Raw genomic sequence first — 25109 nt, forward strand, 5'->3', positions numbered from 1 at the left:
CTCAGGTCAGCTTGATCCCGGCGCCCTTCACCGCCTGGCCCAGCACGCCCACCTGGTCCTTGACGAGGCCGTTGAACATGGCCACCGTCTCGGGCTTGGCCACGATGGCCAGCTCGGTCAGCTTCTTCTGGATGTCGGGCATCACCAGCACCTCGTTGCACGCGGCGTGCAGCCGCGTCACGAGCTCGGCCGGCAGCCTGGCGGGGCCTGAGAGGCCGAAGAAGTTCTCCAGCACCAGCTTGGGCTGCCCGAGCTCGACGATGGTGGGCACGTCGGGCATCAGCGGCGAGCGCTGCGCTCCCGTCACCGCCAGCGGCACCAGTTGCCCGCCCGGAAGAACGGCACATAGGCGGTGATGACGTCGATGCCGATGGGAATGGTGCCCGCGATCAGGTCGGTGGTCATCGGCGCGCCACCGCGGTAGGGCACGTGCACCATGTTCAGGCCGGCGGTCTTCTTGAGCAGCTCGCCATGGATGTGGCCGATGGAGCCGGGCCCGCCCGAACCGAAGTCCATCCGCCCCTGCTTCTTCGCGGCGTCCTCGAACTCCGCATAGGTCTTGAGGCCCGCGGCCTTGCTGGCCATGACGACCAGGGGCGCCGCGCCCAGGTAGGCGATGTGGGTGAAGGCAGCCACCGGGTCGTAGGGCTGCTTGTCGAGCGTGAAGGGGCCGAGCGCGATGGGCGTGGTGTTGGAGAGCATCAGCGTGTAGCCGTCCGGCGCGGCGGCAGACACCAGCGCACCGCCGATGGTTCCACCCGCACCGGGTCGGTTGTCCACCACCACCGCCTGCCCCAGCTTCCTGGCCAGCTGCTCGGCCATCAGGCGCGCCAGCACGTCGCTGGAGCCGCCGGGCGGGAAGGTCACGACGATCTTGATCGGCTTGTCGGGCCACTCGGCTCGGGCCGGGAGCGCGGCGGCTGCGGCGCCGGCAGAGAGCCATTGGAGCGCGGTGCGCCGGGTCGGGTGGAAGTTGCGCATGGCGTCCTCTCGTCGAAGTGACACCCATGCTTAGCAATATGCGAGCCTGCCCCTGGCCCTGGCCAGCCCGTCGGACCGGCGGTGGCCGACAGGCGCGCACCGCGCCGCTGCGGCGAACGCTACGCCCTCAGCATCTCTGCGAACAGGTCGGCGAAACCGGGCCGCGAGCGCATGCGCCACAGCGCCGACAGCTCGAACCGCGGCAGCACGTCGACATCGCTGACCTCGGCGAAGCGCACGCCTTCGTGCTGCAGCGCGCGCACCGAACTGGGCAGCAGCGACCAGCCCAGGCCCGCCGCCACGCAGGCCAGCACCGTCAGCGTGCGGTTGGCATCCTGCACCACGTGCACGTCGTGGCCGGCGCTGCGAAAAGCGCTGAGCAGGCGCGCGCGCAGGGCCGGGATCTGCTGCTCGGGAAACCAGACCAGGCCGTGCCGCGCGATGTCGGCCAGCGACACGGGGCCGCCATCGGCCGGCGCATCGGCCACCGGCAGCGCGGCCACGAAGGTCTCGCCGCCCAGCAGCAGTTCGTGCACGCGCGCGTTGACCGACACCGGCGGGTGCAGCAGCGCCACGTCGATCCGGCCACCCTCCAGCGCGGCCACCTGCTCGGCGTTGCTCATCTCGCGCAGCACCACGTCCACCTGCGGATGCGCCGCACGCAAGCGGCGCAGCGCGCGGGGCAGCACCTCGTACACCGCATGCGTGACGAAGCCGATGGTCAGGCGCCCGGCCCGGCCGGCACCGATGGCGCGTGCCCGCTCGCCGGCGGCGTCACCGTGCGCCAGGCTGGCGCGCAGGTCGTCGACGATGGCCTGGCCGGCCTCGGTCAGCACTGCGCCCCGGCGGTTGCGCACGAAGAGCCGGGTGCCGAGTTCGGCTTCCAGCCGGTTCAGCGTCTGCGTCAGCGCCGGCTGGGCCTGGCCCAGGCGCTCTGCCGCGCGCGTGAGGCTGCCGGTCTCGGCGACCGCCACCACGCAGCGCATCTGGCGGGTGTCCATGCCCTTGCCTGCGGACTCACGCCACGCAGGCGGACGGGCCGTGGCCGACCGCACTTGCGCGCTGCTCGCCTTGGGTCCCCGGCCGCCGGAGCGCCTGCAGCGCCGCCCCTTCGGCCCGGGGCTGCAGGACGGCGGTGTGCGTCGGTACGGGATGTTCCATCGGGGCGCGAGTATGCGCCTGCAAGCTCGCTATATTCGGCGACTCAATTTGGAGAACAGCATGGCCAAAGGCGAACAGCGCAGCAACAAGATGACCAAGAAACCGAAGAAGGACAGCAGTGCTCCACCAAGCCTGAGCACCAGCACCTCGACCCGGCCCACGCCGCCCACCACGACGGTGATGCCCAAGGGCAAGCTCAAGAACAAGCCTGCCTGATCAGGCAGGCCCGCGGCGCGCCGCCTCGATGGCGGCCACGTCGATCTTGCGCATGGTCATCATGGCCTCGAACACGCGCTTGGCCACGGCCGGATCGGGGTCGGCGAAGCCGTCGAGCAGCACCCGCGGGCTGATCTGCCACGACAGGCCCCAGCGGTCCTTGCACCAGCCGCATTCGCTCTCCTGGCCGCCGTTGCCGACGATGGCGTTCCACAGCCGGTCTGTCTCGGCCTGGTCGTCGGTGGCGATCTGGAACGAGAAGGCCTCGCTGTGCTTGAACGCGGGGCCGCCGTTCAGGCCCACGCAGGGGATGCCGGCGACGGTGAACTCCACCGTCAGCACGTCGCCCTGCCGGCCCGACGGGAAGTCGCCCGGCGCGCGGTGCACGGCGCCGACCGCGCTGTCGGGGAAGGTCCTGGCGTAGAAGGTGGCGGCCGCCTCGGCGTCGCCGTCGAACCACAGGCAGATCGTGTTCTTGCTCTGCATGGCGTGTCTCCTCGAAGGCAAAAGAAACGATGCTGGCAGCGCCGCCGCGCTGCCCTGTCAGAGGCCGGCCAACGCGCGTGTCAGCCGCGCCGCACTGGGCTCGTTGCAGCCGCTGCGGTTCTGGCCCGACCACAGCGAGGTGAAATCGGTCAGGCCCTGCGCCTCGGCCTTGGCCTTCAGCGGAGCCAGCGCCGCCGTCGCGGTCGGGAAGGCCGGTGCGTCCGGGCTCAGCGCACCGAGTTCGCGCATGAGCCGGTTGACGATGCCGCGCGCGGGGCGGCCCGTGAAGAGCCGCGTCAATTCGGTCGGCGCGGCCAGGTCGCGCAGCGCGGCGCGGTGCAGCGCGCTGGTCTCGGCCTCGTCGCAGCCCAGGTAGGCCGTGCCCACCTGCACGGCCGCGGCGCCCAGCGCCAACGCGGCCTGCACGCCGCGTGCGTCGGCAATGCCGCCGGCCGCGACCACGGGCACGGACACCGCATCGACGATCTGCGGCAGCAAGGCCATGGTGCCGCTTTGCAGGCCCAGGTCGTGCGACAGGAAATGGCCACGGTGGCCGCCGGCCTCCAGGCCCTGGGCGATGACCACGTCGGCACCATGCTGCTGCAGCCAGACGGCCTCGGCCACGGTGGTGGCGGAGGACCACACCTGGGCACCGCGGGCCTTCACGCGCGCCAGCAACTCGGGTGCCGGCAGGCCGAAGTGGAAACTGACCACGGCGGGCTGGAACTCTTCCAGCACCTCGGCCATGGCGGCCGTGAAGGGCTGGCGGCCGGCACCGGCCGGCACGCCGGCAGGGTCGATGTCCAGCTCGGCGTAGTACGGGGCCAGCCGCTCACGCCAGCGCGCCTCGGCCGCGGCGTCGGGCGCCGGCGGCTGGTGCGCGAAGAAGTTGACGTTCCAGGCGCCGCGCACCTGGGCGGCCAGGGCCTGCAGCTCGGTGCGCAAGCCCGCCGCGTCGAACATCGCGCCGGGCAGCGAGCCCAGGCCGCCCGCCGCGCAGACCGTGGCGGCGAGCCGGCTGCGCTGCGAGCCCGCCATGGGGGCCTGGACGATGGGCAGTTCCGTGCCCAGGAATGCGTGGCGCATGGCCGGTCTCCTGAAGAAATTCAGGCGATGGTAGCGAGCACCTCGGCCACGCGCACGGGCCGGATGTCGACCATGCAGCGGTTGTGGCCCAGCGGGCATTCGCGCTGGAAGCAGGGCGCGCAGTCCAGCGGCGGCTGGTAGGCCGGGTCGCGCTTGAGCCAGAGCACGGTGGCCGCACCGCTGAGCGGCGGCGTGTGCTCGGGGCTGGTGGAGCCATAGACCGCGACCTGCGGCGTGCCGAAGGCGGCTGCCACGTGCATCAGGCCGGAGTCGTTGGAGACGACGCTGTGGGCCGCGGCGATCAGGCAGAACGCATCGACGAGCGCGGTCTTGCCCGCCAGGTTGATGCAGCGGCCCGGCGCGCGGGCGTTGGCGGCAGCGGCGATCTCCTCGCACAGCGCGCGCTCCTTGCCCGAACCCAGCAGCAGCACGGGCAGGGCCAGGCCGGTGGCCAGCTCGGCGTAGTGCCCGGGCGGCCAGCGCTTGGACGGGCCGAACTCCGCACCGGGTGCGAACACGTGGAAGCCGCGCCGCGCCAGGCCATGGGCCTGCAGCACGGCGTCGATCTGCGCCGGCGGCAACAGCAGGCGCGGCTGGTCGGCCTCGGTGCCGCGCTCGCCCGACAGCGCCGAATAGAAGCCCACCATGGGCGGTCGCTCGTCGCGTGGCGGGTTGGGCAGCCGCTGCGTGAGGAGGCCGTAGCGCATCTCGCCGTGGTAGCCGACGCGGCGCCGGATGCCGGCCAGCCAGGGCAGCAAGGCGCTCTTCGCCGAGTTCGGCAGCACGTAGGCGTTGTCGAAGCGGCCGCGCAGTTGGCGCGCCATCGCGCGGCGCGCCTGCCACTGCAGGCCACCATGCTGGAACGGGAACTCGATGACCTCGGCCACCTGCGGCATGGCGCGGTAGACCGGCGCCACCCAGGGCAGCGCACCGACGCTCAGCCGCTCGCCACGCTGGTGGAGCCGCAGCATCAGCGGCTCGGTCATCACCGCGTCGCCGATCCACTGCGGCGCGATGACGAGCGAACGGGTCTTAGTGCCCGGCTCCAAAGTGCTCGCCGGCCTTGAGCTGGTACGCGGTGCCGCAGTAGGGGCACTTGGCCACGCCGGTCTTGGCGATGTCCAGGTAGACCTTGGGGTGGGTGTTCCACAGTTGCATGCCGGCCTGGGGCGCAGGGCAGAAGACGCCGCCCTGGGAGTTCAGGTCCTTGGCCAGCAGTTCGATGGTGGCGGTGGTGCTCATGGGAATCAGATTTTGGTCAGCCAGTGGGCGTACTTGGGATTGCGGCCGTTCACGATGTCGAAGAACGCGCTCTGGATCTTCTCGGTGACCGGGCCGCGCGAACCGCTGCCCAGTTCCACGCGGTCGAGTTCGCGGATCGGCGTGACTTCGGCGGCCGTGCCGGTGAAGAAGGCTTCGTCGGCAATGTAGATCTCGTCGCGCGTGATGCGCTTTTGCACGAGCTCGATGCCGAGGTCCTTGCAGATGTGCAGCACGGTGTTGCGCGTGATGCCGTTCAGTGCGCCGGCCGACAGGTCGGGCGTGTAGACCACGCCGTCCTTGACGACGAACACGTTCTCGCCCGCGCCTTCGCTGACGAAGCCGGAGGCGTCGAGCAGCAGTGCCTCGTCGTAGCCGTCGTCCAGCGCTTCCATGTTGGCGAGGATCGAGTTGCTGTAGTTGCTGACGGCCTTGGCCTGCGTCATCGTGATGTTGACGTGGTGGCGCGTGTAGCTGGAGGTCTTCACGCGGATGCCGCGCTTCATGCCCTCTTCGCCCAGGTAGGCGCCCCAGGCCCAGGCGGCGACCATGGCGTGGATGGTGTTGCCCCTGGGGCTCACGCCCAGCTTCTCCGAGCCGATCCAGACCAGCGGGCGCAGGTAGCAGCTTTCCAGCTGGTTCTCGCGCACGACGTCGAGTTGGGCCTGGTTGAACTGCTCCTGGCTGAACGGGATCTGCATGCGCAGGATCTTGGCGCTGTTGAACAGGCGCTGCGTGTGCTCCTGCAACCGGAAGATGGCGGTGCCGTCCACCGTGTTGTAGGCGCGCACGCCTTCGAAGGCGCCGCAGCCGTAGTGCAGCGTGTGCGTCAACACGTGGATCTTCGCGTCGCGCCAGTCGACCATCTGGCCGTCCATCCAGATCTTGCCGTCGCGGTCGGCCATGGAGGGCGCGGGGGGGATGAGGCTCATGATGCGCGAAGTCCTTTGGTGGGGAAGCTGCCGGTGGGGCGAAAAACGGCGGATTTTACGGCGCGGCCGGCGGCGCCCCGGCCGGCTCGGACTCGGCCTGCGGACGGGTCATCTGCCAGTGCTGGAGCTTGCCGCCCTGGAAGGTGCAGTCCACATAGGAGCCGCCGGCATCGGTCCAGCGGTAGACCTCGGGCTGCTCGTCCTTGGGGCTGAGCAGTTGGCCCAGCGCGCGCGTCATGGCCACCACGTGCAGCAGGGTGTGGCCGGGCTTGAGCTTGGCGTTGAGCATGACGGCGCTGCCGACAAAGCCGATGGGCCGGTCGGACGCGCGCTTCATGACCTGCATCATGCGGGTCACGTGCAGCATGCCCCACATGACCAGCGCGCCGGCCACGAGGGCGACGCCGCCGAAGCCGTAGTTGCGCCAGGCGAAAAACACCGCGATGAGGCCAAGGGCCGGGATGAGGATCCTCTGAAAGTTCATGGGCCGATTGTCGCCCGACGCCACCGGCGCCCGGCAATGCCCCCGGCGTGTCAGCCCGCCGGCGCGAGGCGGGCCCAGGCCGCGTAGAGGTCTTCTCCCGCGTCGCGCACGGGCAGCGGGCGCAGCGGCATGCTGCGCTCGGCCGGCGGCAGGGCGATCTCGGCATAACCGCGCTCGGCGGACAGGCCGAAGGGCGCGCCGTCCTCGTTCGAGTAGGCGTAGAACACCTCGCGCACCCCGGCCAGCAGCATGGCCGTGAGGCACATGGGGCAGGGATAGCCGCTGGCGTAGACCGTGCTGCCCGACAGGTCGGTGCTGCCCAGCGCCTGGGCGGCTGCGCGCACGGCCTGCATCTCGGCATGGGCGGAGGGGTCGCACAGGGCCTCGACCTGGTTCACGCCGGTGGCGACGACCTGGCCGTCGCGCACGAGCACGGCGCCAAAGGGCCAGGTGCGGCGCGCGTGCACGTTGTCCATGGCCAGGCGGATCGCGTCCAGCATGTGGCGCTCGTCGTGGGTGGGGAGCGTCATGGCGCGACCTCCTCGGACTGCGCGACCAGCGCTTCGAGGCGCCCGCGCGTGATCAGGCCGATCTGCGCCAGCGCCTCCTGGCGCTCGGCCGGCGTGGGCGCCTCGGTGCGCGAGCGCAGCGCCGCGAAGATCTGCTGCTTGCTGCTGCGCCGCACGGCGACGATGAACGGAAAGCCGTGGCGCGCACGGTAGGCCTGGTTGAGCCGCTGGATCTCCAGCAGCTCGGCCCGGCTCAGCGCATCGAGGCCCGCGCTGCCCTGCTCGCCGACCGATTCGCTGGTCATGGTGCCGGCCTGCGCTTCGCGGCCGGCCAGTTCCGGGTGGCCGCACAGGAAGGCCAGCTGGCGCTCGTCGGGCGCGCTGCGCACCACGGCCAGCATGGCGGCGTGCAACTGCGCCACGCTGGCAAAGGGACGCTCGGCCCAGGCGGCTTCGGCCACCCAGGCGGCATGCTCGAAGCTGCTGCCCACTGCGGCGGCAAAGGCAGCGCGGTCCATGGCGTTGAGCTCGGCGAGCTCGAAGGCGGTTGGCATGGGGTTCTCCAGGAAGTTGAGGACGTTCAGCGTGCAGCCTTCTTCAGGTGCGGCACGCACAGCAGGATCAGCACCGTGGCGCAGATCTCCACCGCGGCCACGACGTACAGCCCGGGCGACAGGCTGCCGGTCGAGGTCTTGATCAGGCCGAGCATCCAGGGCGCGCCGAAGCCGGCCAGATTGGCCACCGAGTTGATCAGCGCCACGCCGCCGGCCGCGGCCGTGCCGGCCAGGAAGCGGTTGGGCATTTGCCAGAACACAGGGATGGCGCCCATGGTGCCGACGATGGCCAGCGTCAGCGCGGTCAGCACGATGGCCGGGCTGTGCTGCAGGAACAGCGCGATCACCAGCAGCGACGCCGAGCCGAGCGCCGCGGCCAGGCCGCAATGCCAGCGCGACTCCTGGTGGCGGTCGGAGTGGAAGCCGTTCCAGATCATGCCGGCCGCGCCGCACAGGTAGGCGCCGGACATGATCCAGCCGACCATCAGCGGGTTGGTGAAGCCCACTTCCTTGACCAGCGTGGGGCCGTAGAAGGTCAGCGAGGAATTGGCCGCGATGATGCAGAAGAAGACCAGGATCAACAGCCAGATCTTGCCGTCCTTGAGCGAGGCCAGCAGGCTGTGCTCGCGCTCGCCCAGCGCCTTGCGGTCGCGCTCCAGGTCGGTTTGCACGAGCTGCCGTTCGCGCGGCGTGAGCCAGTGGGCCTGCTCGGGCCGGTCGGTCAGGTAGAAGTACGTGGCGATGCCGGCCAGCACCGATGGAATGCCCTCGATCAGCAGCACCCACTGCCAGCCCGACCAGCCGTTCACGCCGTGCAGGTTGTTCATGATGGCGCCGGCCAGCGGCCCGCCGATGACACCCGCGAAGGCCGAAGCCGACATGAACATGCCGAAGGCCTTGGCGCGCCGGTCGTTCGGGAACCAGTAGGTCAGGTACAGGATGATGCCGGGGTAGAAGCCCGCCTCGAACACGCCCAGCAGGAAGCGCAGGCTGTAGAACATGGTCGGCGTGGTCACGAACATGGTGGCGATCGAGGTCAGCCCCCAGCCGATCGTGATGCGCATGATGGTCTTCTTGGCACCGATCTTCTGCAGCAGCAGGTTGCTCGGCACCTCGAAGAAGAAGTAGCCCAGGAAGAAGATGCCGGCGCCCAGGCCATAGACGGCCTCGCTCCACTTGAGCTCGTCCAGCATGGTCAGCTTGATGAAGCCGATGTTGACGCGGTCGATCCAGGCCAGCACCCAGAGCAGCATCAGGAAGGGGATCAATCGGAAGATGATCTTGCGGTAGACGCCGTCGAGTTCCGTCGCGGCGGGCTTGTCCAGAATCGGTGCGATCGCTGCATCCGTGGCCATGGTTGTCTCCTGTTGTTTGAAGGGTGTGGTGGGACTGCCAGGCGACTGTAGGCAGCGCAGCCCGCGGCGGCGTGCGCTTTCTAGAATGTGCGGCATCACGGTTTTGCGATAGTCCCCGCCGACCCATCCACCCGATGTCCCGCGCCACCGACCCGATCGACACCTACCTGCTGCGCGTGCTCGTGGCGCTGGTGGCCGAGCGCAGCGTCTCGCGCGCGGCGGCGCGCATGAACCAGACCCAGCCCGCCATCAGCACGGCGCTGCGCCGGCTGCGCGACCTGTTCGGCGACCCCATCCTCGTGCGCGAGCGCAGCGGCATGGTGCCGACCGAGCGCGCGCTGCAGCTGCGCGACCGCGCGCGCGACGCGCTGGCCGAGATCGACCGCATGCTGGCCGGGCCCGAGCGCTTCGAGCCCTTCGCGAGCACATCCACCTTCCACATCGCGCTGCCGGACTACCTGGCCGCGCAGTTCCTCGTCGAGGCCACGGCCCGCTTTCGCACCGAGGCGCCGCAGGCCCGGCTCGTGGTGCACGCACTGAGCACCACCTACGACTACGAACGCGCGCTGGCCCAGGGCGAGCTCGACATCGTCATCGGCAACTGGCCGCAGCCGCCCGAGCGGCTGCACCTGTCGCTGCTGCTGGAAGACGAACTGGTCTGCCTCATGAGCGCACGCAACCTGCTGGCCAGCGAAGAGGCGCTGACGCTGGAGCAGTACCTGCAGGCCCAGCACCTGGTGCCCACGCCCTACACGCAGGCGCAGCGCGGCGTGGTCGAGACACACCTGGCCACGCTGCGGCGCACGCGCGATGCACGCATGACGGTGCCCTACTTCGCGCTGGCGCCGCACCTGCTGGTCGGCACCGACCTGGTGTTCACCACGGCCCGGCATTTCGCGGCGCAGTTCGTACGCCAGCTGCCGCTCGTGGCGGTGCCAGTGCCGGCCGGCTTTCCGCGCATGCGCTTCTACCAGCTATGGCACGAGCGCTCGCAGCACCAGGCCGGGCACCGCTGGCTGCGCGGCCTGCTGGCCGCGGTGGCCGCGGGCCTGGCCACGCCACCGGCCTGAGGACCACAGGCCAAGCCCTGGCTGGCGCTGTTCCCGCACCGAGAGGCCGCGCCGGCGCGGTTTCTCTAGGCCGAACGCAGCACCGCCACCGCCTCGTCGACCCGGTCCACCGCGTGGATGGTCAGCCCCTCGATGGGCTTCTTCGGCGCATTGGCCTTGGGCACCACCGCCACCGAGAAGCCCAGCTTGGCCGCCTCGCGCAGGCGCTCCTGGCCGCGCGGCGCCGGCCGCACCTCGCCCGCCAGGCCGACTTCGCCGAAGGCCACGAAGCCCTTGGGCAGCGGCTTGCCGCGCAGGCTGCTCGTGATGGACAGCAGCACCGCCAAGTCGGCGGCAGGCTCGGCGATGCGCACGCCACCCACGGCGTTGACGAACACGTCCTGGTCCAGGCAGGCGACGCCGGCGTGGCGGTGCAGCACGGCCAGCAGCATGGCCAGGCGGTCGCGGTCCAGGCCGACCGACAGCCGGCGCGGGCTGGGGCCCCCGTCGTCCACCAGGGCTTGGATCTCCACCAGCAGGGGCCGCGTGCCCTCCAGCGTGACCAGCACGCAGCTGCCGGGCACGGGCTCGGCATGCTGGCTCAGGAAGATCGCACTCGGGTTGCTGACGCCCTTCAGGCCGCGCTCGGTCATCGCGAACACGCCGATCTCGTTGACCGCGCCGAAGCGGTTCTTGATCGCGCGCACCAGGCGAAAGCTGCTGTGCGTGTCGCCCTCGAAGTACAGCACAGTGTCGACCATGTGCTCGAGCACGCGCGGGCCGGCCAGCGCGCCCTCCTTGGTCACGTGGCCCACCAGCACGATGGCGGTGCCTGAGGACTTGGCGGCACGCGTGAGGTGGGCCGCGCACTCGCGCACCTGGGCCACGGAGCCGGGCGCGGACGTCAGCTGCTCGCTGTAGACGGTCTGGATCGAGTCGATCACCGCGATGCCGGGCTTGCGCGCGTCCAGCGTGGCGAGGATCTTCTCCAGCTGCGTCTCGGCCAGCACCGGCACCTGGCTGTTGTCCAGCCCGAGCCGGCGCGAGCGCAGCGCCACCTGGGCGCCGCTCTCCTCGCCCGTCACGTACAGCGTGGGCATGCCACTGCGCTGCAGCGCGTCCAGCGCCTGCAGCAGCAGCGTGGACTTGCCGATGCCGGGGTCGCCGCCGATCAGCACCACGCCGCCATCGACGATGCCGCCGCCCAGCACGCGGTCCAGCTCCTCCTGGCCGGTGGGCGTGCGCGCCACATCGCTGGCCTCGATGTCCGCCAGCACCTGCAGCTCGGCCGTCGGCGCCAGCGAGGCGAATCGGTTCTTGCCGCTGCCAGCCGGCTGCGCGACGGTCTCCACCAACGTGTTCCAGGCTTCGCAATGCGGGCACTTGCCCAGCCACTTGGGGCTGGTGCCGCCACATTCGCTGCAGGTGTAGATCGACTTGTCTTTGGCCATCGGGGGACTATAGCCAGCGCCCAGCCACCCGCCCGCAGCTTGACCGGCTCCGGCCCAAGGCCTACATTGTCCCAATATTTCAAACACCGTTCTATATATTGGAACCACATGGATTCTACGCTTGCCAAGGGTCTGGCCGTGCTCGAGTGGCTCGCACGTGCCGGACGAGAGTGCCGCGTCACCGAAGTCGCCCAGGCCTTCGGCGTGCCGCGCAGCAACGCCCACCGCACGCTGCAGACCCTGGTCGAATGCGGCTGGGCCACACAGGACCCAGCCACCAGCGGCTACCGCGCCAGCATGAAGCTGTTCGAACTCGGGGCGCAGGCCGGCGCGGCGGCCGACATCCCGGCCCTGCTGCGCCCGCTGCTGGCGCGGCTGGCCCAGGCCAGCGGCGAGACCATCCACCTGGCGGCGCTGGACGGCGCCGAGATCCTGTATCTGGACAAGTTCGACAGCCCGCTGCCCGTGGCCGCCTATTCGCGCATCGGCGGCCGTGCGCCGGCCTATTGCGTGGCCTCGGGCAAGGCGCTGCTGGCCGCGCAGCAGCCTGATGCCGAGGCCTTGCGCGCGCTGCTGGGGGCGCTCGTCGCGCACACGCCCCGGTCCATCACCGAGCATGCCGCGCTGCTGGCCGAGCTGGGCCGCGTGCGCGCCCGCGGCTTCGCCGAGAACCGCGAGGAATGGCGCACCGGGGTGTGCGGCCTGGGCGCGCCGGTGTTCGACGCGCGCGGCCAGGCCGTGGTGGCGGTCGGCATGAGCGTGCCCTCGATCCGATTCGCCCGCGCGCAGTCGCGCGCCCTGTCCGAGATGCTTGTGGCATGTGCCCGCGAAGCGAGCCACATGCTGGGCTGCCCGCAGGCGGCAGGTACGCCGCCATTCCAACGTCCGTCAGAGACACACCGGAGACAAACAGCATGGAAACCTTCCAACGCGGCCGACGAGCCTGCTGCCTGAGCCTTGCGGGGGGTGCCGCTGCGGCGCTGCTGCCCTGGGCTGCCCGTGCCGAGGGACCGCACGCCTATCCCGACAAACCCGTCAAGTTCCTCGTGCCCTACCCGCCGGGCGGCGGCACCGATGTGATCGCGCGCATCGTGCAGCCGCGCTTCCAGGCCCTGCTGGGCCAGCCCGTGGTGATCGACAACCGCGGCGGTGCGGCCGGCCTGGTCGGCACCGAACTGGCGGCCAAGGCGCCGGCCGACGGCTACACCGTGCTGTTCACACTGTCCTCGCACACCATCAACCCGGCCATCTACACCAAGATGGCGTTCGACACGGCACGCGATTTCGAGCCCGTCGGCACCGTGGCCTCGCTGCCGCAGATCCTGGTGGCCCATCCGCAGTTCGGCGCCAGCACGGTGGCCGAGCTCGTCGCGCAGGCCAAGGCCAAGCCCGGCACGCTGTCTTACGCCACCGTGGGCAACGGCTCGCCGGGCCACCTGGCCGGCGAACTCATGAAGCTGCGCAGCGGCATCCAGATGACGCACATCCCCTACCGCGGCGGCGGCCCGGCCGTGACCGACGTGCTGGGCGGCCAGGTGCCCCTGCTGTGGGTGTCCATCCCGGCCGCGGCTGCGCATGTCAAGGCGGGCAAGCTCAAGGCGCTGGCGGTGTCCACGCTCAAGCGCAGCGCCGCCTTCCCGGATGTGCCGACCATGCAGGAGGCCGGCGTGGCGGACTTCGAGGTCGACTCCTGGTACGCCATGTTCGTGCCCGCGCGCACGCCGCGCGCGGTGGTGGACAAGCTCAACCGCATCCTCAACGAACTGCTGCAGGAGCCCGACATCCGCACCAAGCTGCTCGAGCAGGGCAGCGAAGGCGTGGGCGGAACGCCCTCGGCACTGGCGCAGACGGTGGACAGCGAACTCGTGAAGTGGGCCCGCCTGGCCCGCGATGCCAATATCAAGGTGGAATGACATGCAGATGAACGAAGCGAAGGATTCTTCCGCGGCACGCACGGTGGCCGCGCTCGTCGCCCGCGCACGCGTGGCGCAGCAGGTGGCCGATGGCTACGACCAGCAGCGCGTGGACGAGCTCGTGGCCGCCGCAGGCTGGGCCATCATGGAGCCGGCCCGCAACCGCGCGCTGGCCGAGCTGGCGGTGGCCGACACCGGCATCGGCAAGGTGGACGACAAGATCCGCAAGAACCACCGCAAGACCATGGGCCTGCTGCGCGACCTGCAGGGCGCGGGCTCCGTCGGCGTGATTTATGAGGACGCAGAGAAGGGCATCACCGAGATCGCACGGCCCGTGGGTGTGGTCTGCGCGGTGACGCCCTCGACCAACCCGGCGGCCACGCCGGCCAACAAGATCATCAACGCGCTCAAGGGCCGCAACGCGGTGATCGTGGCCCCCTCGCCCAAGGGCTGGAGCACCTGCGCGCGGCTGATCGAATACATCCACGCGCAGCTCGACCGCATCGGCGCGCCGCGCGATCTTGTGCAATGCCTGCCGGCACCGATCGACAAGGCCGCAACCAACGAGCTGATGCGCCAGTGCGACCTGGTGGTGGCCACGGGATCGCAGGCCAATGTGCGCGCGGCCTACACCTGCGGCACGCCGGCCTTCGGCGTGGGGGCCGGCAACGTGGCCAGCATCGTCGACGAGACAGCCGATGCCGCCTTGGCGGCCGAGCGCATCGTGCTGTCCAAGACCTTCGACAACGCCACCAGCTGCTCGTCCGAGAACAGCCTGGTGGCGGTGGGCAGCGTGGCCGCGCCGCTGCTGGCGGCGCTGCAGGCGCACGGCGCCGCGGTGCTGGGCGCCGCGCGCAAGGCCGAACTGCAGCAGCTCATGTGGCCCGAGGGGCGCCTGTCGCCGGCCGTCATCGGCCAGTCCGCCACGCGCATCGCCGAGAAGATGGCCGCGCGCGAAGGCGCCGGCCGCAGCGAATGGCAGGCCATTGCCACGGGCCGGCCGAGCATGCTGGTCATCGAGGAAGACGGCTTCGGCGAAGACCGTCCCTATTCCGGCGAGAAGCTCAGCCCGGTGCTCGCGCTGTACCGCGTGGCCGACTTCGCGCAGGCGGCCGACACCGTGCGCCAGCTCTACGCCTACCAGGGCGCTGGCCACTCGGTGGGCCTGCACAGCGCACGGCCCGAGCGCGCGCTCGCGCTGGGCCAACAGCTGCCGGTCTCGCGCGTGATCCTGAACCAGCCGCACTGCATCGCCACGGGCGGCAGCTTCGACAACGGCCTGCCGTTCTCGCTGTCCATGGGTTGCGGCACCTGGGGCGGCAACAACTTCTCGGACAACATGAACTACCGCCACTACCTGAACATCACCCGCGTGTCACGGCCCATCCCCGAGCGCGTGCCGACCGAGCGCGAGATCTTCGGCAGCTTCTTCGACAAGTACGGAGACGCCTGATGGCCGCGCCCGCCCCGCCGGGCACGGTGTTCGCGCTGGTCGAGCACCAGGCGGCCACCCGGCCCGACGCCGTCTACGCGCTGGGCTGCGAGGACGGCCGCAGCGTCGACTTCGCCACGCTGCGCATGCACTGCCGCGCCACCTGCGCGCTGCTGGAGCGTGCCGGCGTGGCCGCTGGCGACACAGTGGCCTTCGTTATGCCCAACGGCCTGCAGACCCTGCTGCTGCTGCTGGGCGCCATGTACGGCGGCCGCTGCGTGAACCCGGTCAACCTGCTGTCGCAGCCCGAGCAGATGCGCTATGTGCTGGACCATTCGGACTGCAAGCTCGTGTTCGTGGCGCCGGAGTGGGAGGCGCGCGTGCGCGCGCTGCTCGATGGCATCGCGCGGCCGATCGCGCTGCAGGTGGTCGACCCGGCCGCCGACCGGATCGCCGGGGCACCCGCCGCTGCTCCCACCGGCGGGGTCGCACCGCCCGCGCCGGACGCCACCGCGCTGCTGATGTACACCTCGGGCACGACCGGCCGGCCCAAGGGCGTGATGCTGACGCAGGCCAACCTGGCGGCCAACGCGCAGGCCATCGGCGCGGAGCACGCTCTCGGCCCCGGGGACCGCGTGCTAGGCGTGCTGCCGCTCTACCACATCAACGCCTTTGCCGTGACCATGCTGGCCCCGCTCGCGCACGGCGGCAGCGTGGCCATCGCGCCGCGCTTCTCGGCCACCGCGTTCTGGCCGCAGGTCGAGGCGCAGCGCTGCACCTGGATCAACGTGGTGCCGACCATCATCTCCTTCCTGCTCGAAGGCGAGGCACCGCCGCCCGGCGCGACGGCGGGTGTGCGCTTTTGCCGCTCGGCTTCGGCGGCGCTGCCACCCGAGCACCTGCGCGGCTTCGAGCAGAAGTTCGGCATCGGCGTGATCGAGACCATGGGCCTGACCGAGACCGTGGCACCGGCGTTCTCCAACCCTTTGGCGCCGGCGCTGCGCAAGCTCGGCGCGGTGGGCCGGGCCAGCGGCTGCGAGGCGCGCGTGATCGATGCCGACCTGCGCCCGCTGCCCGACGGTGAGAGCGGCGAGATCGCGATCCGCGGGCCCAACGTGATGCGCGGCTACTACAAGAACCCCGAGGCCACGGCCGCGGCCTTCACGCCGGACGGCTGGCTGCGCACGGGCGACCTGGGCCACCGCGACGCCGACGGCTTCTTCTTCGTCACCGGCCGCATCAAGGAACTCATCATCAAGGGCGGCGAGAACATCGCGCCGCGCGAGATCGACGAGGCCCTGCTGCAGCACCCGGCCGTGCGCGAGGCCGCGGCCGTGGGCGTGCCCGACAAACACTACGGCCAGGAGATCCTGGCCTGCGTGGTGCTGCGCGACGGCATGGCCTGCGGGTCTGCGGCGATGGAGGCGGAACTGCGCGCGTTCTGCCTGGACAAGCTGGGCCGCTACAAGACGCCGGCGCAGTTCCGCTTCGTGGCCGAGCTGCCGCGCGGGCCCTCGGGCAAGGTGCAGCGGCTCAAGCTGCTCGACTGACGCGCGCGCGCCGCGGCGCCATCTGCGCACCGCGCGCCGCGCGCGCACCGACCTCGCGCACGGCCTGCACGAAGGCCTGCAGCACGGCCGGCTGCTCCACCCGCTCGCTGCGCGTGAACAGGCCGAACGACGGCAGCGCGATGGCCGGCTCCATCGCCAGCTGCCGCACGCCGCCACGTGCGATCTCGTCGACGGCCTGCTCGCGCCGCACGGCGCACAGCAAGCTGGCGTCCAGCCGCAGCACGGCGCCCACGGTGACCGAGGACATCGCCTCGACCACCGGCTCGGGCGGCGTCACGCCGTCGTTGAGGAAGGCCGTCATGAAGGCCTGGCGCACCAGCGTCTCGCGCGACGGCACCACCCAGGCCGCACCGCGCAGGTCGGCCCAGCGCAGGCGGCGCCGCGCGCACAGGCTGTTGGCCTGCGCCGCCAGCACGCACAGCGCATCGTCCAGCACCACCTCGGGCCGCACCCGCGGCAGCAGGTCGCCGGACTGCAGCTGCGGCGTGATCGCGCCGAACACGCAGTCCAGCTCGCCGTCCAGCAGGCGCTGGAACAGCTCCTGCACGCGCCCCTCGCGCACGTGCACCGCGGTGCCCGGCAGGCGCTCGCGCAGCCGGGCGATGGCGGCCGGCACCGTGGCAGTGACGGACGGCGCACCCACGCGCAGCACGGCGGTGGCGCCGCCGCGCATGGCGTCCACGTCCTCCGTGGCCCGGGCCAGCTCGTGCAGCACGGCGCGGGCGCGGTAGATGGCCCCGTGCCCCAGCGCGTTGGCGTGGATGCCCTGGTGCCCGCGCTCGAACAGGCGCGCACCGAAGCACTCCTCGACCTCGCCCAGCATCTTGCTGATGGCCGGCTGGCTCAGGTGCAGCCGGGCCGCCGCGCCACGCATGGTGGACACGTCGGCCAGCGCCACCAGCAGTTCGAGGTGGCGCAGCCGCAGCTTGCGCACCAGGTGGTCGGTCTTGGCGTCCAAGGTGATCATGATCCGTGATCGAAGCCTCACGATTTGCGAATTTTCAAGAATCGCCGGCGAGGATAACGTCGCTGGCCATGAAGCAGAACGACAACACGCCGGAGACAGCCCGCCCCGCCACCCCGCTCCAGGGCGTGCGCGTGCTCGACCTGGGCCAGTACATCGCCGGCCCCGGCGCCGCCATGGTGCTCGGCGAACTCGGCGCCAGCGTGGTCAAGATCGAGCCGCTCACGGGCGACCAGGCCCGCCACATCGGCCGCTACGGCGAGTCCATGCTGCGCAGCTACAGCCGCGGCAAGCAGTCGATCGCGCTGGACCTCAAGAGCGAAGCCGGCCGCGAAGTGGCATGGCGGCTGATCGCCGACAGCGATGTCGTCATCCAGAACCTGCGCCCCGGCGCCGCCGAGGCGCTGGGCCTGGGCGCGCAGGCGGTGCGCAGCCGCCACCCGCGCGTGGTCTACCTGTCCATCACCGGCTTCGGCGAGCACGGGCCTTCGCGCGAGCGGCCCGGCTACGACGTGGCCGCGCAGGCCGAGAGCGGGCTGATGGCGGTCACCGGCGAGCCCGACGGCCTGCCGCAGAAGGTGGGCGTGCCCATCATCGATGCCGCGGCCGCCCACCTGGGTGCCCAGGCCGTGCTGGCGGCGCTCTACGGCCGCGAGAAGACCGGCGCGGGCGAGACGCTGCACACCTCGCTGCTGGAGGTGGCGCTGCACCTGCAGGCCACCACCTGGTGCGACTACCTGGGCGGCGCGCCGGAGCCCACGCGCATCGGCGCCGGCCAGCCGAACAACGCGCCGGCCGCCGAGGTGGTGCCCACGCGCGACGGCCACATCGTGCTGTCGGCCTATGCCGATGCGCACTGGGTGCGCTTCTGCCACGCCATGGGCCGTCGGGCGCTGGCCACCGACGCGCGCTTTTGCAGCAACGCGCAGCGCGTGCAGCACCGCGATGCGCTGCGCGCCGTGCTGCGCGAATGCCTGTCGGACCTCAGCAGCGAGGAATGCGTGGCCCTGCTCGGCCGCCACCAGATCGTGGCCGGTGCCGTGCGCAGCTACCGCCAGGTGCTGGACAGCCCCGACCTGCACGCCAGCGGCATGCTGGTGGACGCCGTGGCCGCCGACGGCAGCCACTACCGCGCGCTGGCCCTGCCCTACCGCCTGGGCGACGCGCCGCGCGCCGCGCCGCCCGCCGCCCCCGCCTGCGGCGCCGACACCGACGCCGTGCTGGCCGCCTGCGGCTACGGCGCGTCCGACATCGCCGTGCTGCGGCGCGCCGGCGCCGTCGGCTGAACCCAACCGAACGCCCCACCATGACCACCTCCCTGCCCCACGCCAGCGACGGCGCCGACGCCGCCGTCGTCCAGACGCTGCCCCTGTTCGAGATGATGCGCATGCGCGCGGCCACCACCGCGCGGCGCCATCCGCGCCACGGCTTCGCTGGCGAAGGCCGGGCCTCGGCCATGCGCTGGGTCAACCAGTTCACCCACACCCACCGCCGGCTCGGGCCGGACGACCGCGAGGTCGTCAGCCCCAACAACGACACCGTCTACAGCAACGCCTGGCTCGACCTCTCCGCCGGCCCGGTGGTGATCGATTCGCCCGACATGGGCGAGCGCTACTGGACGCTGGGCCTGCTCGACGCCTGGACCAACCCGTTCGCCTACGTCGGCCGCCGGGCCACGGGCAACCGCCCGCAGCGCACGCTGGTGCACGGCCCGTCGTGGCTCGGCACGGTGCCGGCCGGCATTACGCAGGTGATCGCCGCGCCGGGCGACGATGTCTGGCTGATCGGCCGCATCCTGGTCGACGACGACGGCCCCGATGCCGCGCAGGTGCGCGCCCTGCAGGCCCAGTTGCGCATGGAGCGGCTGGACGGCAGCGATGCCGCGATGCGCGTGGACACGGGGCTCGATGCCGCAGACACCGGCGTGCCCGACCCCCAGCTCTACAGCGCCACCGTCGCCACGGCGCTGCAGCGCAACCCGCCGCCGCCCGGCGAGCGGCTGCTGTGGCCGCCCGCCACACCCGAGGCGCTGGCCGGCGCATTGCCCGCCGTCTACGCGCGGCTGCGCGCAGACCAGCAGCCGCATGCGCTGGGCGGCGGCTGGGCCATCCCGGTGCTGGTGCGCACGCACTGGGGCGACGACCTGCGCAGCCGCGCCCGCATCGCGCGCAACTTCATCGGCGCGCTCGGCATGGACGAGGCCATGTACCCCACGGCCGAGGTCGATGTGGACGGCGCAGCCTTGCACGGCGGGCGCCGCTACGCGCTGACCTTCGCGCCCGGCGCGGGGCCGCGCGTGGGCGCCTTCTGGTCGCTGACCATGTACCGCCGCAGCGACTGCCTGTTCGTGGCCAACCCCATCGCGCGCTACTCCATCGGCGACCGCACGCCCGGGCTGCGCCATGCGCCGGACGGCAGCCTCACGATCCGGCTGCAGGCCGACGACCCGGGGCCGGACGCCAACTGGCTGCCCGCGCCACGCGACGAGGCGTTCTACGTGGTGCTGCGGCTGTACCAGCCCCATGCCGACCACCTGGAGCAGCGCTTCACCTATCCCCCCATCCGGCCCGTTTGAGGCCGCACAAAGCAGACTGGAGACAACGATGACCTTCAACAGGCGCCACTTCCTCGCCGGCACCGCCGCCCTGGCCCTGCCCTGGGCCGCACCCGCCAGCGCGCAGGGCTGGCCGGCCCGCCCGATCCGCCTGATCGCGCCCTACGGCGCCGGCGGCTCCAACGACATCCTCACGCGCGTGCTGGGCGACGACCTGTCGCGCCGGCTGGGCCAGGCCATCGTGGTGGAGAACAAGGCCGGCGCGGGCACGCGCATCGCCAACGACTTCGTGGCCAAGGCGGCGCCCGACGGCTACACGCTGCTGCACGCGGCGGCGCCCATCGCCATCGGCGAGGCCTTGTACAAAGACCTCCCCTACAACGTGCACAAGAGCTTCGCACCGATCGCCAGCACGGCCATCGCCCCGCTGTTCCTGGTCGTCAACGCCGCGGCGCCCTACAAGACCGTGCAGGACTTCATCGCCCACATCAAGGCCAACCCCAAGGGCGCAACCTTCGGCTCGCCGGGCGCGGGCTCGGCGCCGCACCTCACGGCCGAACTGCTGCTGCGCGCCGCGGGCGCCAAGGGCATCGTCGTGCAGTACCGGGGCGACGCGCCGGCCTACACCGAGCTGCTGGCCGGCCGCATCGACGCTACGCTCACGGCCATCTCCACCGCCATCCCGCACGTGCAGGCTGGCAAGCTGCGTGTGCTGGGCGTGGCCAACGAGGAGCGCTCGCCGCTCTACCCCGATGCGCCCACCCTGCGCGAGCAGGGCCTGGCCTCGGTCGTCGGCTATGGCTGGTACGGGATGATGGCGCCGGCCGGCACGCCGGCCGACATCGTGGAGCGGCTGGGCGGCGCGATCAACGCCGCCATCGCCGACCCCGAGGTGCGCCGCAAGGCAGAAGCCGCGGGCCTGCAGCTGCGCGGCGGCACGGCCGCGGCGTTCAGCACCTTCATCACCGCGGAAACGCAGAAGTGGGCGCAGATCATCCAGGCGGCGAACATCACGGCCGAGTAGACCGAGTAGACCGGGCAGGCCCACCACGCCCCAGGCAGCCAGCCGCGGCCGAGACCTCACGCGCTGGCGGGCGGCGGCCTGGCGCCGCGCCGCACGGTCAGCCCGCCGTGATGCGCCCGATCAGCTCCTCGCGCGAGGCCGCGCCCGCCGCGGGCGCCAGCACGAAGTCCCAGTCCACCCGCCAGAACGGCGCTGCCATGCCGTAGCGGCGGGCCTCCTCGGGATCGTCCACCTTCTGGAAGTCGGCCACCAGTTCCTGCTTGACGCCGAACACCGCGTCCTCGCCCAGGTAGGGGCAGTCGGGCGTGAAGATGTGCGTGATGACCGGCTGGTGGCCGGGCGCGGTGACGATGAAGTGCAGGTGCGCCGCGCGGTTCGGGTGCCGCCCCAGCCGGCCCAGCAGCTGGCCCACTGGCCCGTCCGACGGGATCGGGTAGTGGCGCGGCTTGACGGTCTTGAACCAATAGCGGCCATCGGCATCGGCCTCGAACACGCCGCGCAGGTTGCCCTCGGGCTGGACGCCCTGCTGCTGCACGTCGTAGAAGCCGTCGTCGTTGGTCTGCCACACGTCCAGCATGGCGCCGGGCACAGGTTGACCATGGGTGTCCACCACCCGGCCACGCACCACCGTCGGCTCGCCCTTGCCGTCGCGGCAGATGTCCGCGCCCAGCGGGTAGCGCGGCGCGCCATCCACGAAGAAGGGCCCGAGGATGGTGTTGGGCGTGGCGCCGCTCGGGCGCCGGTTGTTGATGGAGTCGACCAGCATCGACACGCCCAGCACGTCCGACAGCAGGATGAATTCCTGGCGCCAGGCGTTGCACATCTGGCCGGTCTCGGTCAGGAAGCGGATCGCGGCCAGCCACTCCTCGTGCGTGGGCTCGATCTCCTTCACGGCCGCATGCAGGTGCCGCACCAGCGCGGCCATGACCTGCTTCAGGCGCGGCGACACGTCCTCGCCCATGCGGGCGTTGACGACCTCGGCCGAGCTGTCTTCCTGGAAGTACGCAAGGCCGCCTGGGCCGGTGTCGGATGGGCGCATGGCCATGGTGTCTCCTGTTCGTTGGTGTCGCGTGCGCCCCGCCGGCCGGGGGCTCAGGGCCGCGCGGGGGCGGTGCTGCCCTGCATTCTCTGCACGGCGGCGATCCAGCCGGCGAAGGCGGCCATCTGCTTGGTGACGAAGTCGCGCGTGGTCGCATCGGTGCAGGCACCGGTCTCGGCGTCGAACTTCGCGGTCGCGCCACCGATGAAGACCTCGGGCTTGACGAGCGGCATCGCGTTGACGAACAGCAGCACCTTGCGCAGGTCGTACTGCACGCGCGCGCCGCCGAGCGGGCCGGGCGATGCGCTCACGATGGCGACGGGCTTGCCGTCGAAGGGCTGGTCCTCGCCGCGGCTCAGCCAGTCGATCAGGTTCTTGAGGCCGCCGGGGATGCTGAAGTTGTACTCCGGCGTGGCGATCAGCACCGCGTCGGCGGCGCGGATGCGCGTGCGCAATGCGGCCACCGGCGCCGGATAGCCATGGGCCAGCGCGTCGGCATCGAGGATCGGCACGGCGCGCCAGTCCAGCTCCTCGATGGCCATGTGGGAGGGCATGACCTCCTGTGCGAGCCGGATGGCACGGCGGTTGAGGGAGGCGCTGCGCAGGCTGCCGCAGAGCGCGACGACGTCGAGGTTCTTCATGGGTGGTTGGCCAGTTGGGGGAAAGAGGGGTTCATTCGAGCGTGATGTCGTTGTCCTTGACGACCTTGGCCCAGCGCTTCGATTCTGCGTCGATCACCTGCACGAAGTCTGCCGCCGAACCGCCGACGGGCACCAGGCCCTGCTCGGCCAGGAAGCGGCGGTAGTCGTCGGACGCCGCGATCTGCCGCGACACGTTGCCCAGCACATCGACGACCGCCTGTGGCGTGCCCTTGAGCGCGAACAGGCCGTGCCAGGAATCGCCCTCGAAGCCGGGGAAGGCCTCGGCCACCGTGGGCACCTGCGGCAGCGATTCGAGCCGGTGGGCGCTGGACACTGCGAGCGGCCGGATCTTGCCGGAGCGGATGTGCTGCAGCACGTCGGCGATGGGCGAGAACGCCGTGTCGACCCGCGCGCCGATGAGGTCGGTCACGCCGCCGTCGCGGTAGGGCACGTGGTTGAGCTTGAGCCCCGCGCTGTTGGCGAAGTAGGCCATGGACATGTGCGGCACGGTGCCCACGCCGTAGGAGGCATAGCTCACGCTGCCGGGCCGGGCCTTGGCGTCCTTGATGAGGTCGGCCGCCGTCTTGTAGGGCGACTGGCTCGACACCGAGACCACCAGCGGGATCGACAGCATGCGCGTGATGGGCACGAGGTCCTGCGCCTGGTAGGGCAGCTTCTTGTAGACGAAGGGGTTGATCGTGACGGTTCCGCTGGCGGTGTAGAGCAGCGTGTAGCCGTCTGCCGGCGCGGCAGCCACGGCCTGCGTGCCGACGATGGTCGAGGCGCCGGCCCGGTTCTCCACCACCACGGGCTGCTGCAGCTGCCTGGACACGCGGTCGCCCCAGTAGCGCGCCATCACATCGGGCGCCGTGCCCGCCGGGAACGGCACGATGACGCGGATGGGCTTGCTCGGGTAGCGGTCCTGCGCGTGCACGCAGGTGGCGGACGCGAGCAAGGCCACTGCGAGGGCCGGGCCTTGGAGGAAGCGCAGGGAGGGATGGGTCATGCTTGTCTCTCGTGTTGCAGGGGCCGATGGCCGGCCCTGTGGATGAAGGCGGTTGCGCGGGAATCAGGGGGCCGCAGCGCTGGCGTAGTCCACCTGGTGGCGGGCGATGCGCATGCCCTCCAGTTCCTGCCGCACCCGCAGGTGCGCGGGGTGGGTGGCGTAGGCGTCCAGCGCCTGCTGCGACTCGAACTCCGAATACAGCACCACGTCGCAGGCGTAGTCGACACCGCTGCAGTCCAGGCCGATCTCCAGCCGCGCCATGCCGGGAATGGCCCCAAGCAGGCTCTCGAACCGGCTCTTGAGGAACAGGGCCGCCTGCTGCTTGGCGGCCGGGGTGTCGCCGCGCATGTTCCACATGACGATGTGCTTGATCATGGGCAGATGGTAGATTCGCGCCCGGCGGCAGAAAAGAGCATCTTCGGGAAATTCTTTCCCGCAAATCGGGAAAGAAAGCCATGGACCGTTTCGCATCGGTGGGCCTGTTCGTGCAGGTGGCCGAAACCGGCAGCCTGACCCGCGCGGCGGAGGCGCTGGGCATGTCGACCTCTGCCGCCAGCCGCCACCTGTTCGCGCTCGAGGAGCACCTGGGCGTGCGGCTGGTGCAGCGCACCACCCGGCGGCTGCAGCTGAGCGATGCGGGCACGGAGTTCTACCGGCGCACGCGGGCGTTGATCTCCGACCTGCGCGAGGCCGAGGAAGCCGTCACCGAATCGACCGCCAACCCCACCGGCGTGCTGCGTGTGACGGCCTCGCTGTCGTTCTGCCTGCTGCACATCGAGCCGTTGCTGCCTGCCTTCACGCGCAGCTACCCCGCGATCTCGGTGGAGGTGGTCGCAGCCAACCGCTACTACGACATCATCGACAACAACATCGACCTGGCCATCCGCACGCGCCAGTTCGAGGCGGATTCGAACATCACCATCCGCCGGCTGGCCACCACGCGGCGCATCCTCGCGGCGGCGCCGGCCTACCTGGACCGGCACGGCGTGCCGCGCACCCCGGCCGACCTGGCGCAGCACCGCATGCTGATCTACACGCACGCCATCGACCCGCACCGGCTGGACTTTCGCCAGGGCGACGCCAGGGAGGAAGTGGTGGTCAAGCCGCTGCTGGAAGCCAACGACGGCCAGATCGTGGTGCAGGCCGCGCTGTCGGGCCTGGGCATCCTGGTGCAACCCAAGTACATCGTGCAGGAGCACCTGGCCGCGGGCCGGCTGGTGGCGGTGCTGGACGACTGGGACCTGCCGCGCCTGACGATCAACTTCGCGTTCCAGAGCCGGCGGCACCTGCCCGCGAAGGTGCGGCTGTTCATGCAGGCCATGATCGACCGCTTCGAGGCGCACGGCTACGAGCGGCTCTGGACCGCCTGACCGCTGGGGGATCGGCGGGGGCGGCGCTGGGCCGGCAACTGCCCTCCGCGCGGCCGAGGCCTGCGCCGAGC

Annotated in this window: 26 protein-coding genes and 1 pseudogene; 10 read left to right on the forward strand and 17 right to left on the reverse strand. The window is 71.2% G+C overall.

What is annotated here, in order from left to right; all coding sequences use genetic code 11:
* Position 1: 1 nt before the first annotated feature.
* Together DES41_RS17375 and DES41_RS17380 are read right to left on the reverse strand one after the other, a co-directional pair.
* Positions 2-981, reverse strand: a pseudogene (locus DES41_RS17375) (Bug family tripartite tricarboxylate transporter substrate binding protein).
* 119 nt (positions 982-1100) lie between these two features.
* The gene (locus tag DES41_RS17380; RefSeq protein ID WP_114468894.1) at positions 1101-1982 is read right to left on the reverse strand and encodes a LysR family transcriptional regulator; all 882 of its coding nucleotides are present in this window, start codon (positions 1980-1982) and stop codon (positions 1101-1103) included.
* Between the two features lie 40 nt (positions 1983-2022).
* Between DES41_RS17380 and DES41_RS37790 the strand changes: the two genes are divergently transcribed.
* Positions 2023-2358 (forward strand): hypothetical protein, encoded by a 336-nt coding sequence (locus DES41_RS37790; RefSeq protein WP_147282871.1) that lies wholly within the window; start codon positions 2023-2025, stop codon positions 2356-2358.
* Here the strand turns inward: DES41_RS37790 and DES41_RS17385 are convergent, their stop codons facing one another.
* Genes DES41_RS17385 through DES41_RS17425 form a run of 9 tightly spaced genes read right to left on the reverse strand, consistent with a single transcriptional unit; the run spans position 2359 to position 9024 of the window.
* Entirely contained in the window at positions 2359-2844 is a 486-nt protein-coding gene (locus DES41_RS17385) for a VOC family protein (protein WP_114468895.1), read from the reverse strand.
* 57 nt (positions 2845-2901) lie between these two features.
* Complete coding sequence (locus DES41_RS17390) at positions 2902-3930, reverse strand: NAD(P)H-dependent flavin oxidoreductase (protein ID WP_114468896.1); 1029 nt, start codon at positions 3928-3930, stop codon at positions 2902-2904.
* Positions 3931-3950: 20 nt separating this feature from the next.
* Positions 3951-4979, reverse strand: a complete 1029-nt coding sequence (waaF, locus tag DES41_RS17395; RefSeq protein WP_281277210.1) for a lipopolysaccharide heptosyltransferase II — start codon at positions 4977-4979, stop codon at positions 3951-3953.
* Complete coding sequence (locus DES41_RS17400; protein WP_114468897.1) at positions 4963-5172, reverse strand: zinc-finger domain-containing protein; 210 nt, start codon at positions 5170-5172, stop codon at positions 4963-4965. Before DES41_RS17400 ends, waaF begins: the two co-directional genes overlap by 17 nt.
* A 5-nt stretch (positions 5173-5177) precedes the next feature.
* Positions 5178-6122 carry a branched-chain amino acid transaminase gene (locus DES41_RS17405; RefSeq protein WP_114468898.1) on the reverse strand — a complete coding sequence of 315 codons (945 nt, stop codon included), beginning with the start codon at positions 6120-6122 and terminating at the stop codon, positions 5178-5180.
* Between the two features lie 55 nt (positions 6123-6177).
* Positions 6178-6606: a glycerate kinase gene (locus tag DES41_RS17410; protein WP_114468899.1), complete on the reverse strand. Its 429-nt coding sequence runs from the start codon at positions 6604-6606 to the stop codon at positions 6178-6180.
* 50 nt (positions 6607-6656) lie between these two features.
* Positions 6657-7136, reverse strand: a complete 480-nt coding sequence (locus tag DES41_RS17415) for a nucleoside deaminase (protein WP_114468900.1) — start codon at positions 7134-7136, stop codon at positions 6657-6659.
* On the reverse strand, positions 7133-7669 hold the full coding sequence (gene uraD, locus DES41_RS17420; protein ID WP_114469037.1) for a 2-oxo-4-hydroxy-4-carboxy-5-ureidoimidazoline decarboxylase: 537 nt from the start codon (positions 7667-7669) through the stop codon (positions 7133-7135). Before uraD ends, DES41_RS17415 begins: the two co-directional genes overlap by 4 nt.
* Before the next feature lie 26 nt (positions 7670-7695).
* Positions 7696-9024, reverse strand: coding sequence for an MFS transporter (locus DES41_RS17425; protein WP_114468901.1), 1329 nt, complete (start codon positions 9022-9024; stop codon positions 7696-7698).
* Between the two features lie 134 nt (positions 9025-9158).
* On the opposite strand from DES41_RS17425, the gene DES41_RS17430 reads away from it, so the two are divergent.
* Positions 9159-10094 carry a LysR family transcriptional regulator gene (locus DES41_RS17430; protein WP_114468902.1) on the forward strand — a complete coding sequence of 312 codons (936 nt, stop codon included), beginning with the start codon at positions 9159-9161 and terminating at the stop codon, positions 10092-10094.
* A gap of 65 nt (positions 10095-10159) precedes the next feature.
* On the opposite strand, the gene radA is transcribed toward DES41_RS17430, so the two are convergent.
* Positions 10160-11524 (reverse strand): DNA repair protein RadA, encoded by a 1365-nt coding sequence (gene radA, locus DES41_RS17435; protein WP_114468903.1) that lies wholly within the window; start codon positions 11522-11524, stop codon positions 10160-10162.
* Positions 11525-11632: 108 nt separating this feature from the next.
* Between radA and DES41_RS17440 the strand changes: the two genes are divergently transcribed.
* Genes DES41_RS17440 through DES41_RS17455 form a run of 4 tightly spaced genes read left to right on the forward strand, consistent with a single transcriptional unit; the run spans position 11633 to position 16419 of the window.
* The gene (locus tag DES41_RS17440) at positions 11633-12478 is read left to right on the forward strand and encodes an IclR family transcriptional regulator (protein WP_114468904.1); all 846 of its coding nucleotides are present in this window, start codon (positions 11633-11635) and stop codon (positions 12476-12478) included.
* Positions 12439-13437: a tripartite tricarboxylate transporter substrate binding protein gene (locus tag DES41_RS17445; protein WP_114468905.1), complete on the forward strand. Its 999-nt coding sequence runs from the start codon at positions 12439-12441 to the stop codon at positions 13435-13437. Before DES41_RS17440 ends, DES41_RS17445 begins: the two co-directional genes overlap by 40 nt.
* A gap of 7 nt (positions 13438-13444) precedes the next feature.
* Positions 13445-14890 (forward strand): acylating sulfoacetaldehyde dehydrogenase, encoded by a 1446-nt coding sequence (gene sauS, locus DES41_RS17450; protein ID WP_114469038.1) that lies wholly within the window; start codon positions 13445-13447, stop codon positions 14888-14890.
* Positions 14890-16419, forward strand: coding sequence for an AMP-binding protein (locus DES41_RS17455; protein ID WP_114468906.1), 1530 nt, complete (start codon positions 14890-14892; stop codon positions 16417-16419). Before sauS ends, DES41_RS17455 begins: the two co-directional genes overlap by 1 nt.
* Here the strand turns inward: DES41_RS17455 and DES41_RS17460 are convergent.
* On the reverse strand, positions 16403-17407 hold the full coding sequence (locus DES41_RS17460) for a LysR substrate-binding domain-containing protein (RefSeq protein ID WP_245965750.1): 1005 nt from the start codon (positions 17405-17407) through the stop codon (positions 16403-16405). The genes DES41_RS17455 and DES41_RS17460 overlap by 17 nt on opposite strands.
* 68 nt (positions 17408-17475) lie before the next feature.
* Between DES41_RS17460 and DES41_RS17465 the strand changes: the two genes are divergently transcribed.
* From DES41_RS17465 to DES41_RS17475, 3 genes are read left to right on the forward strand one after another with little or no spacing between them, the layout of a single operon-like run.
* Complete coding sequence (locus DES41_RS17465) at positions 17476-18690, forward strand: CaiB/BaiF CoA transferase family protein (RefSeq protein WP_114468907.1); 1215 nt, start codon at positions 17476-17478, stop codon at positions 18688-18690.
* Between the two features lie 20 nt (positions 18691-18710).
* On the forward strand, positions 18711-19979 hold the full coding sequence (locus DES41_RS17470) for a DUF1254 domain-containing protein (RefSeq protein WP_114468908.1): 1269 nt from the start codon (positions 18711-18713) through the stop codon (positions 19977-19979).
* A gap of 28 nt (positions 19980-20007) precedes the next feature.
* The gene (locus DES41_RS17475; protein WP_114468909.1) at positions 20008-20982 is read left to right on the forward strand and encodes a Bug family tripartite tricarboxylate transporter substrate binding protein; all 975 of its coding nucleotides are present in this window, start codon (positions 20008-20010) and stop codon (positions 20980-20982) included.
* A 97-nt stretch (positions 20983-21079) separates the two neighbouring features.
* Here DES41_RS17475 and DES41_RS17480 read toward each other — a convergent pair whose 3' ends face one another.
* From DES41_RS17480 to DES41_RS17495, 4 genes are all read right to left on the reverse strand, one after another.
* On the reverse strand, positions 21080-22021 hold the full coding sequence (locus DES41_RS17480; RefSeq protein WP_114469040.1) for an intradiol ring-cleavage dioxygenase: 942 nt from the start codon (positions 22019-22021) through the stop codon (positions 21080-21082).
* Positions 22022-22074: 53 nt separating this feature from the next.
* Positions 22075-22662, reverse strand: coding sequence for an NADPH-dependent FMN reductase (locus DES41_RS17485; protein WP_114468910.1), 588 nt, complete (start codon positions 22660-22662; stop codon positions 22075-22077).
* 31 nt (positions 22663-22693) lie between these two features.
* Positions 22694-23668 carry a Bug family tripartite tricarboxylate transporter substrate binding protein gene (locus tag DES41_RS17490; RefSeq protein WP_114468911.1) on the reverse strand — a complete coding sequence of 325 codons (975 nt, stop codon included), beginning with the start codon at positions 23666-23668 and terminating at the stop codon, positions 22694-22696.
* 63 nt (positions 23669-23731) lie between these two features.
* Entirely contained in the window at positions 23732-24043 is a 312-nt protein-coding gene (locus tag DES41_RS17495) for a Dabb family protein (RefSeq protein ID WP_114468912.1), read from the reverse strand.
* Positions 24044-24123: 80 nt separating this feature from the next.
* Between DES41_RS17495 and DES41_RS17500 the strand changes: the two genes are divergently transcribed.
* Positions 24124-25038 (forward strand): LysR family transcriptional regulator, encoded by a 915-nt coding sequence (locus DES41_RS17500; RefSeq protein ID WP_114468913.1) that lies wholly within the window; start codon positions 24124-24126, stop codon positions 25036-25038.
* The last annotated feature ends 71 nt before the right edge of the window (positions 25039-25109 follow it).

The sequence above is a fragment of the Pseudorhodoferax soli genome (genome assembly GCF_003337555.1).
Classification (GTDB): Bacteria; Pseudomonadota; Gammaproteobacteria; order Burkholderiales; family Burkholderiaceae_C; genus Pseudorhodoferax; species Pseudorhodoferax soli.

What these genes read in the sequence shown, in the direction of transcription:
- DES41_RS17500 (WP_114468913.1), top strand. Translation starts at nt 24,124, where the DNA reads ATGGACCGTTTCGCATCGGTGGGCCTGTTCGTGCAGGTGGCCGAAACC.
- DES41_RS17430 (WP_114468902.1), top strand. Translation starts at nt 9,159, where the DNA reads ATGTCCCGCGCCACCGACCCGATCGACACCTACCTGCTGCGCGTGCTC.
- DES41_RS17415 (WP_114468900.1), bottom strand. Translation starts at nt 7,136, where the DNA reads ATGACGCTCCCCACCCACGACGAGCGCCACATGCTGGACGCGATCCGC.
- DES41_RS17400 (WP_114468897.1), bottom strand. Translation starts at nt 5,172, where the DNA reads ATGAGCACCACCGCCACCATCGAACTGCTGGCCAAGGACCTGAACTCC.
- DES41_RS17480 (WP_114469040.1), bottom strand. Translation starts at nt 22,021, where the DNA reads ATGCGCCCATCCGACACCGGCCCAGGCGGCCTTGCGTACTTCCAGGAA.
- DES41_RS17475 (WP_114468909.1), top strand. Translation starts at nt 20,008, where the DNA reads ATGACCTTCAACAGGCGCCACTTCCTCGCCGGCACCGCCGCCCTGGCC.
- DES41_RS17485 (WP_114468910.1), bottom strand. Translation starts at nt 22,662, where the DNA reads ATGAAGAACCTCGACGTCGTCGCGCTCTGCGGCAGCCTGCGCAGCGCC.
- DES41_RS17425 (WP_114468901.1), bottom strand. Translation starts at nt 9,024, where the DNA reads ATGGCCACGGATGCAGCGATCGCACCGATTCTGGACAAGCCCGCCGCG.
- sauS (WP_114469038.1), top strand. Translation starts at nt 13,445, where the DNA reads ATGAACGAAGCGAAGGATTCTTCCGCGGCACGCACGGTGGCCGCGCTC.
- DES41_RS17465 (WP_114468907.1), top strand. Translation starts at nt 17,476, where the DNA reads ATGAAGCAGAACGACAACACGCCGGAGACAGCCCGCCCCGCCACCCCG.
- DES41_RS17380 (WP_114468894.1), bottom strand. Translation starts at nt 1,982, where the DNA reads ATGGACACCCGCCAGATGCGCTGCGTGGTGGCGGTCGCCGAGACCGGC.
- DES41_RS17390 (WP_114468896.1), bottom strand. Translation starts at nt 3,930, where the DNA reads ATGCGCCACGCATTCCTGGGCACGGAACTGCCCATCGTCCAGGCCCCC.
- DES41_RS17495 (WP_114468912.1), bottom strand. Translation starts at nt 24,043, where the DNA reads ATGATCAAGCACATCGTCATGTGGAACATGCGCGGCGACACCCCGGCC.
- DES41_RS17440 (WP_114468904.1), top strand. Translation starts at nt 11,633, where the DNA reads ATGGATTCTACGCTTGCCAAGGGTCTGGCCGTGCTCGAGTGGCTCGCA.
- uraD (WP_114469037.1), bottom strand. Translation starts at nt 7,669, where the DNA reads ATGCCAACCGCCTTCGAGCTCGCCGAGCTCAACGCCATGGACCGCGCT.
- DES41_RS17385 (WP_114468895.1), bottom strand. Translation starts at nt 2,844, where the DNA reads ATGCAGAGCAAGAACACGATCTGCCTGTGGTTCGACGGCGACGCCGAG.
- DES41_RS17455 (WP_114468906.1), top strand. Translation starts at nt 14,890, where the DNA reads ATGGCCGCGCCCGCCCCGCCGGGCACGGTGTTCGCGCTGGTCGAGCAC.
- radA (WP_114468903.1), bottom strand. Translation starts at nt 11,524, where the DNA reads ATGGCCAAAGACAAGTCGATCTACACCTGCAGCGAATGTGGCGGCACC.
- DES41_RS17405 (WP_114468898.1), bottom strand. Translation starts at nt 6,122, where the DNA reads ATGAGCCTCATCCCCCCCGCGCCCTCCATGGCCGACCGCGACGGCAAG.
- DES41_RS17460 (WP_245965750.1), bottom strand. Translation starts at nt 17,407, where the DNA reads ATGATCACCTTGGACGCCAAGACCGACCACCTGGTGCGCAAGCTGCGG.
- DES41_RS17410 (WP_114468899.1), bottom strand. Translation starts at nt 6,606, where the DNA reads ATGAACTTTCAGAGGATCCTCATCCCGGCCCTTGGCCTCATCGCGGTG.
- DES41_RS17490 (WP_114468911.1), bottom strand. Translation starts at nt 23,668, where the DNA reads ATGACCCATCCCTCCCTGCGCTTCCTCCAAGGCCCGGCCCTCGCAGTG.
- DES41_RS17470 (WP_114468908.1), top strand. Translation starts at nt 18,711, where the DNA reads ATGACCACCTCCCTGCCCCACGCCAGCGACGGCGCCGACGCCGCCGTC.
- DES41_RS17445 (WP_114468905.1), top strand. Translation starts at nt 12,439, where the DNA reads ATGGAAACCTTCCAACGCGGCCGACGAGCCTGCTGCCTGAGCCTTGCG.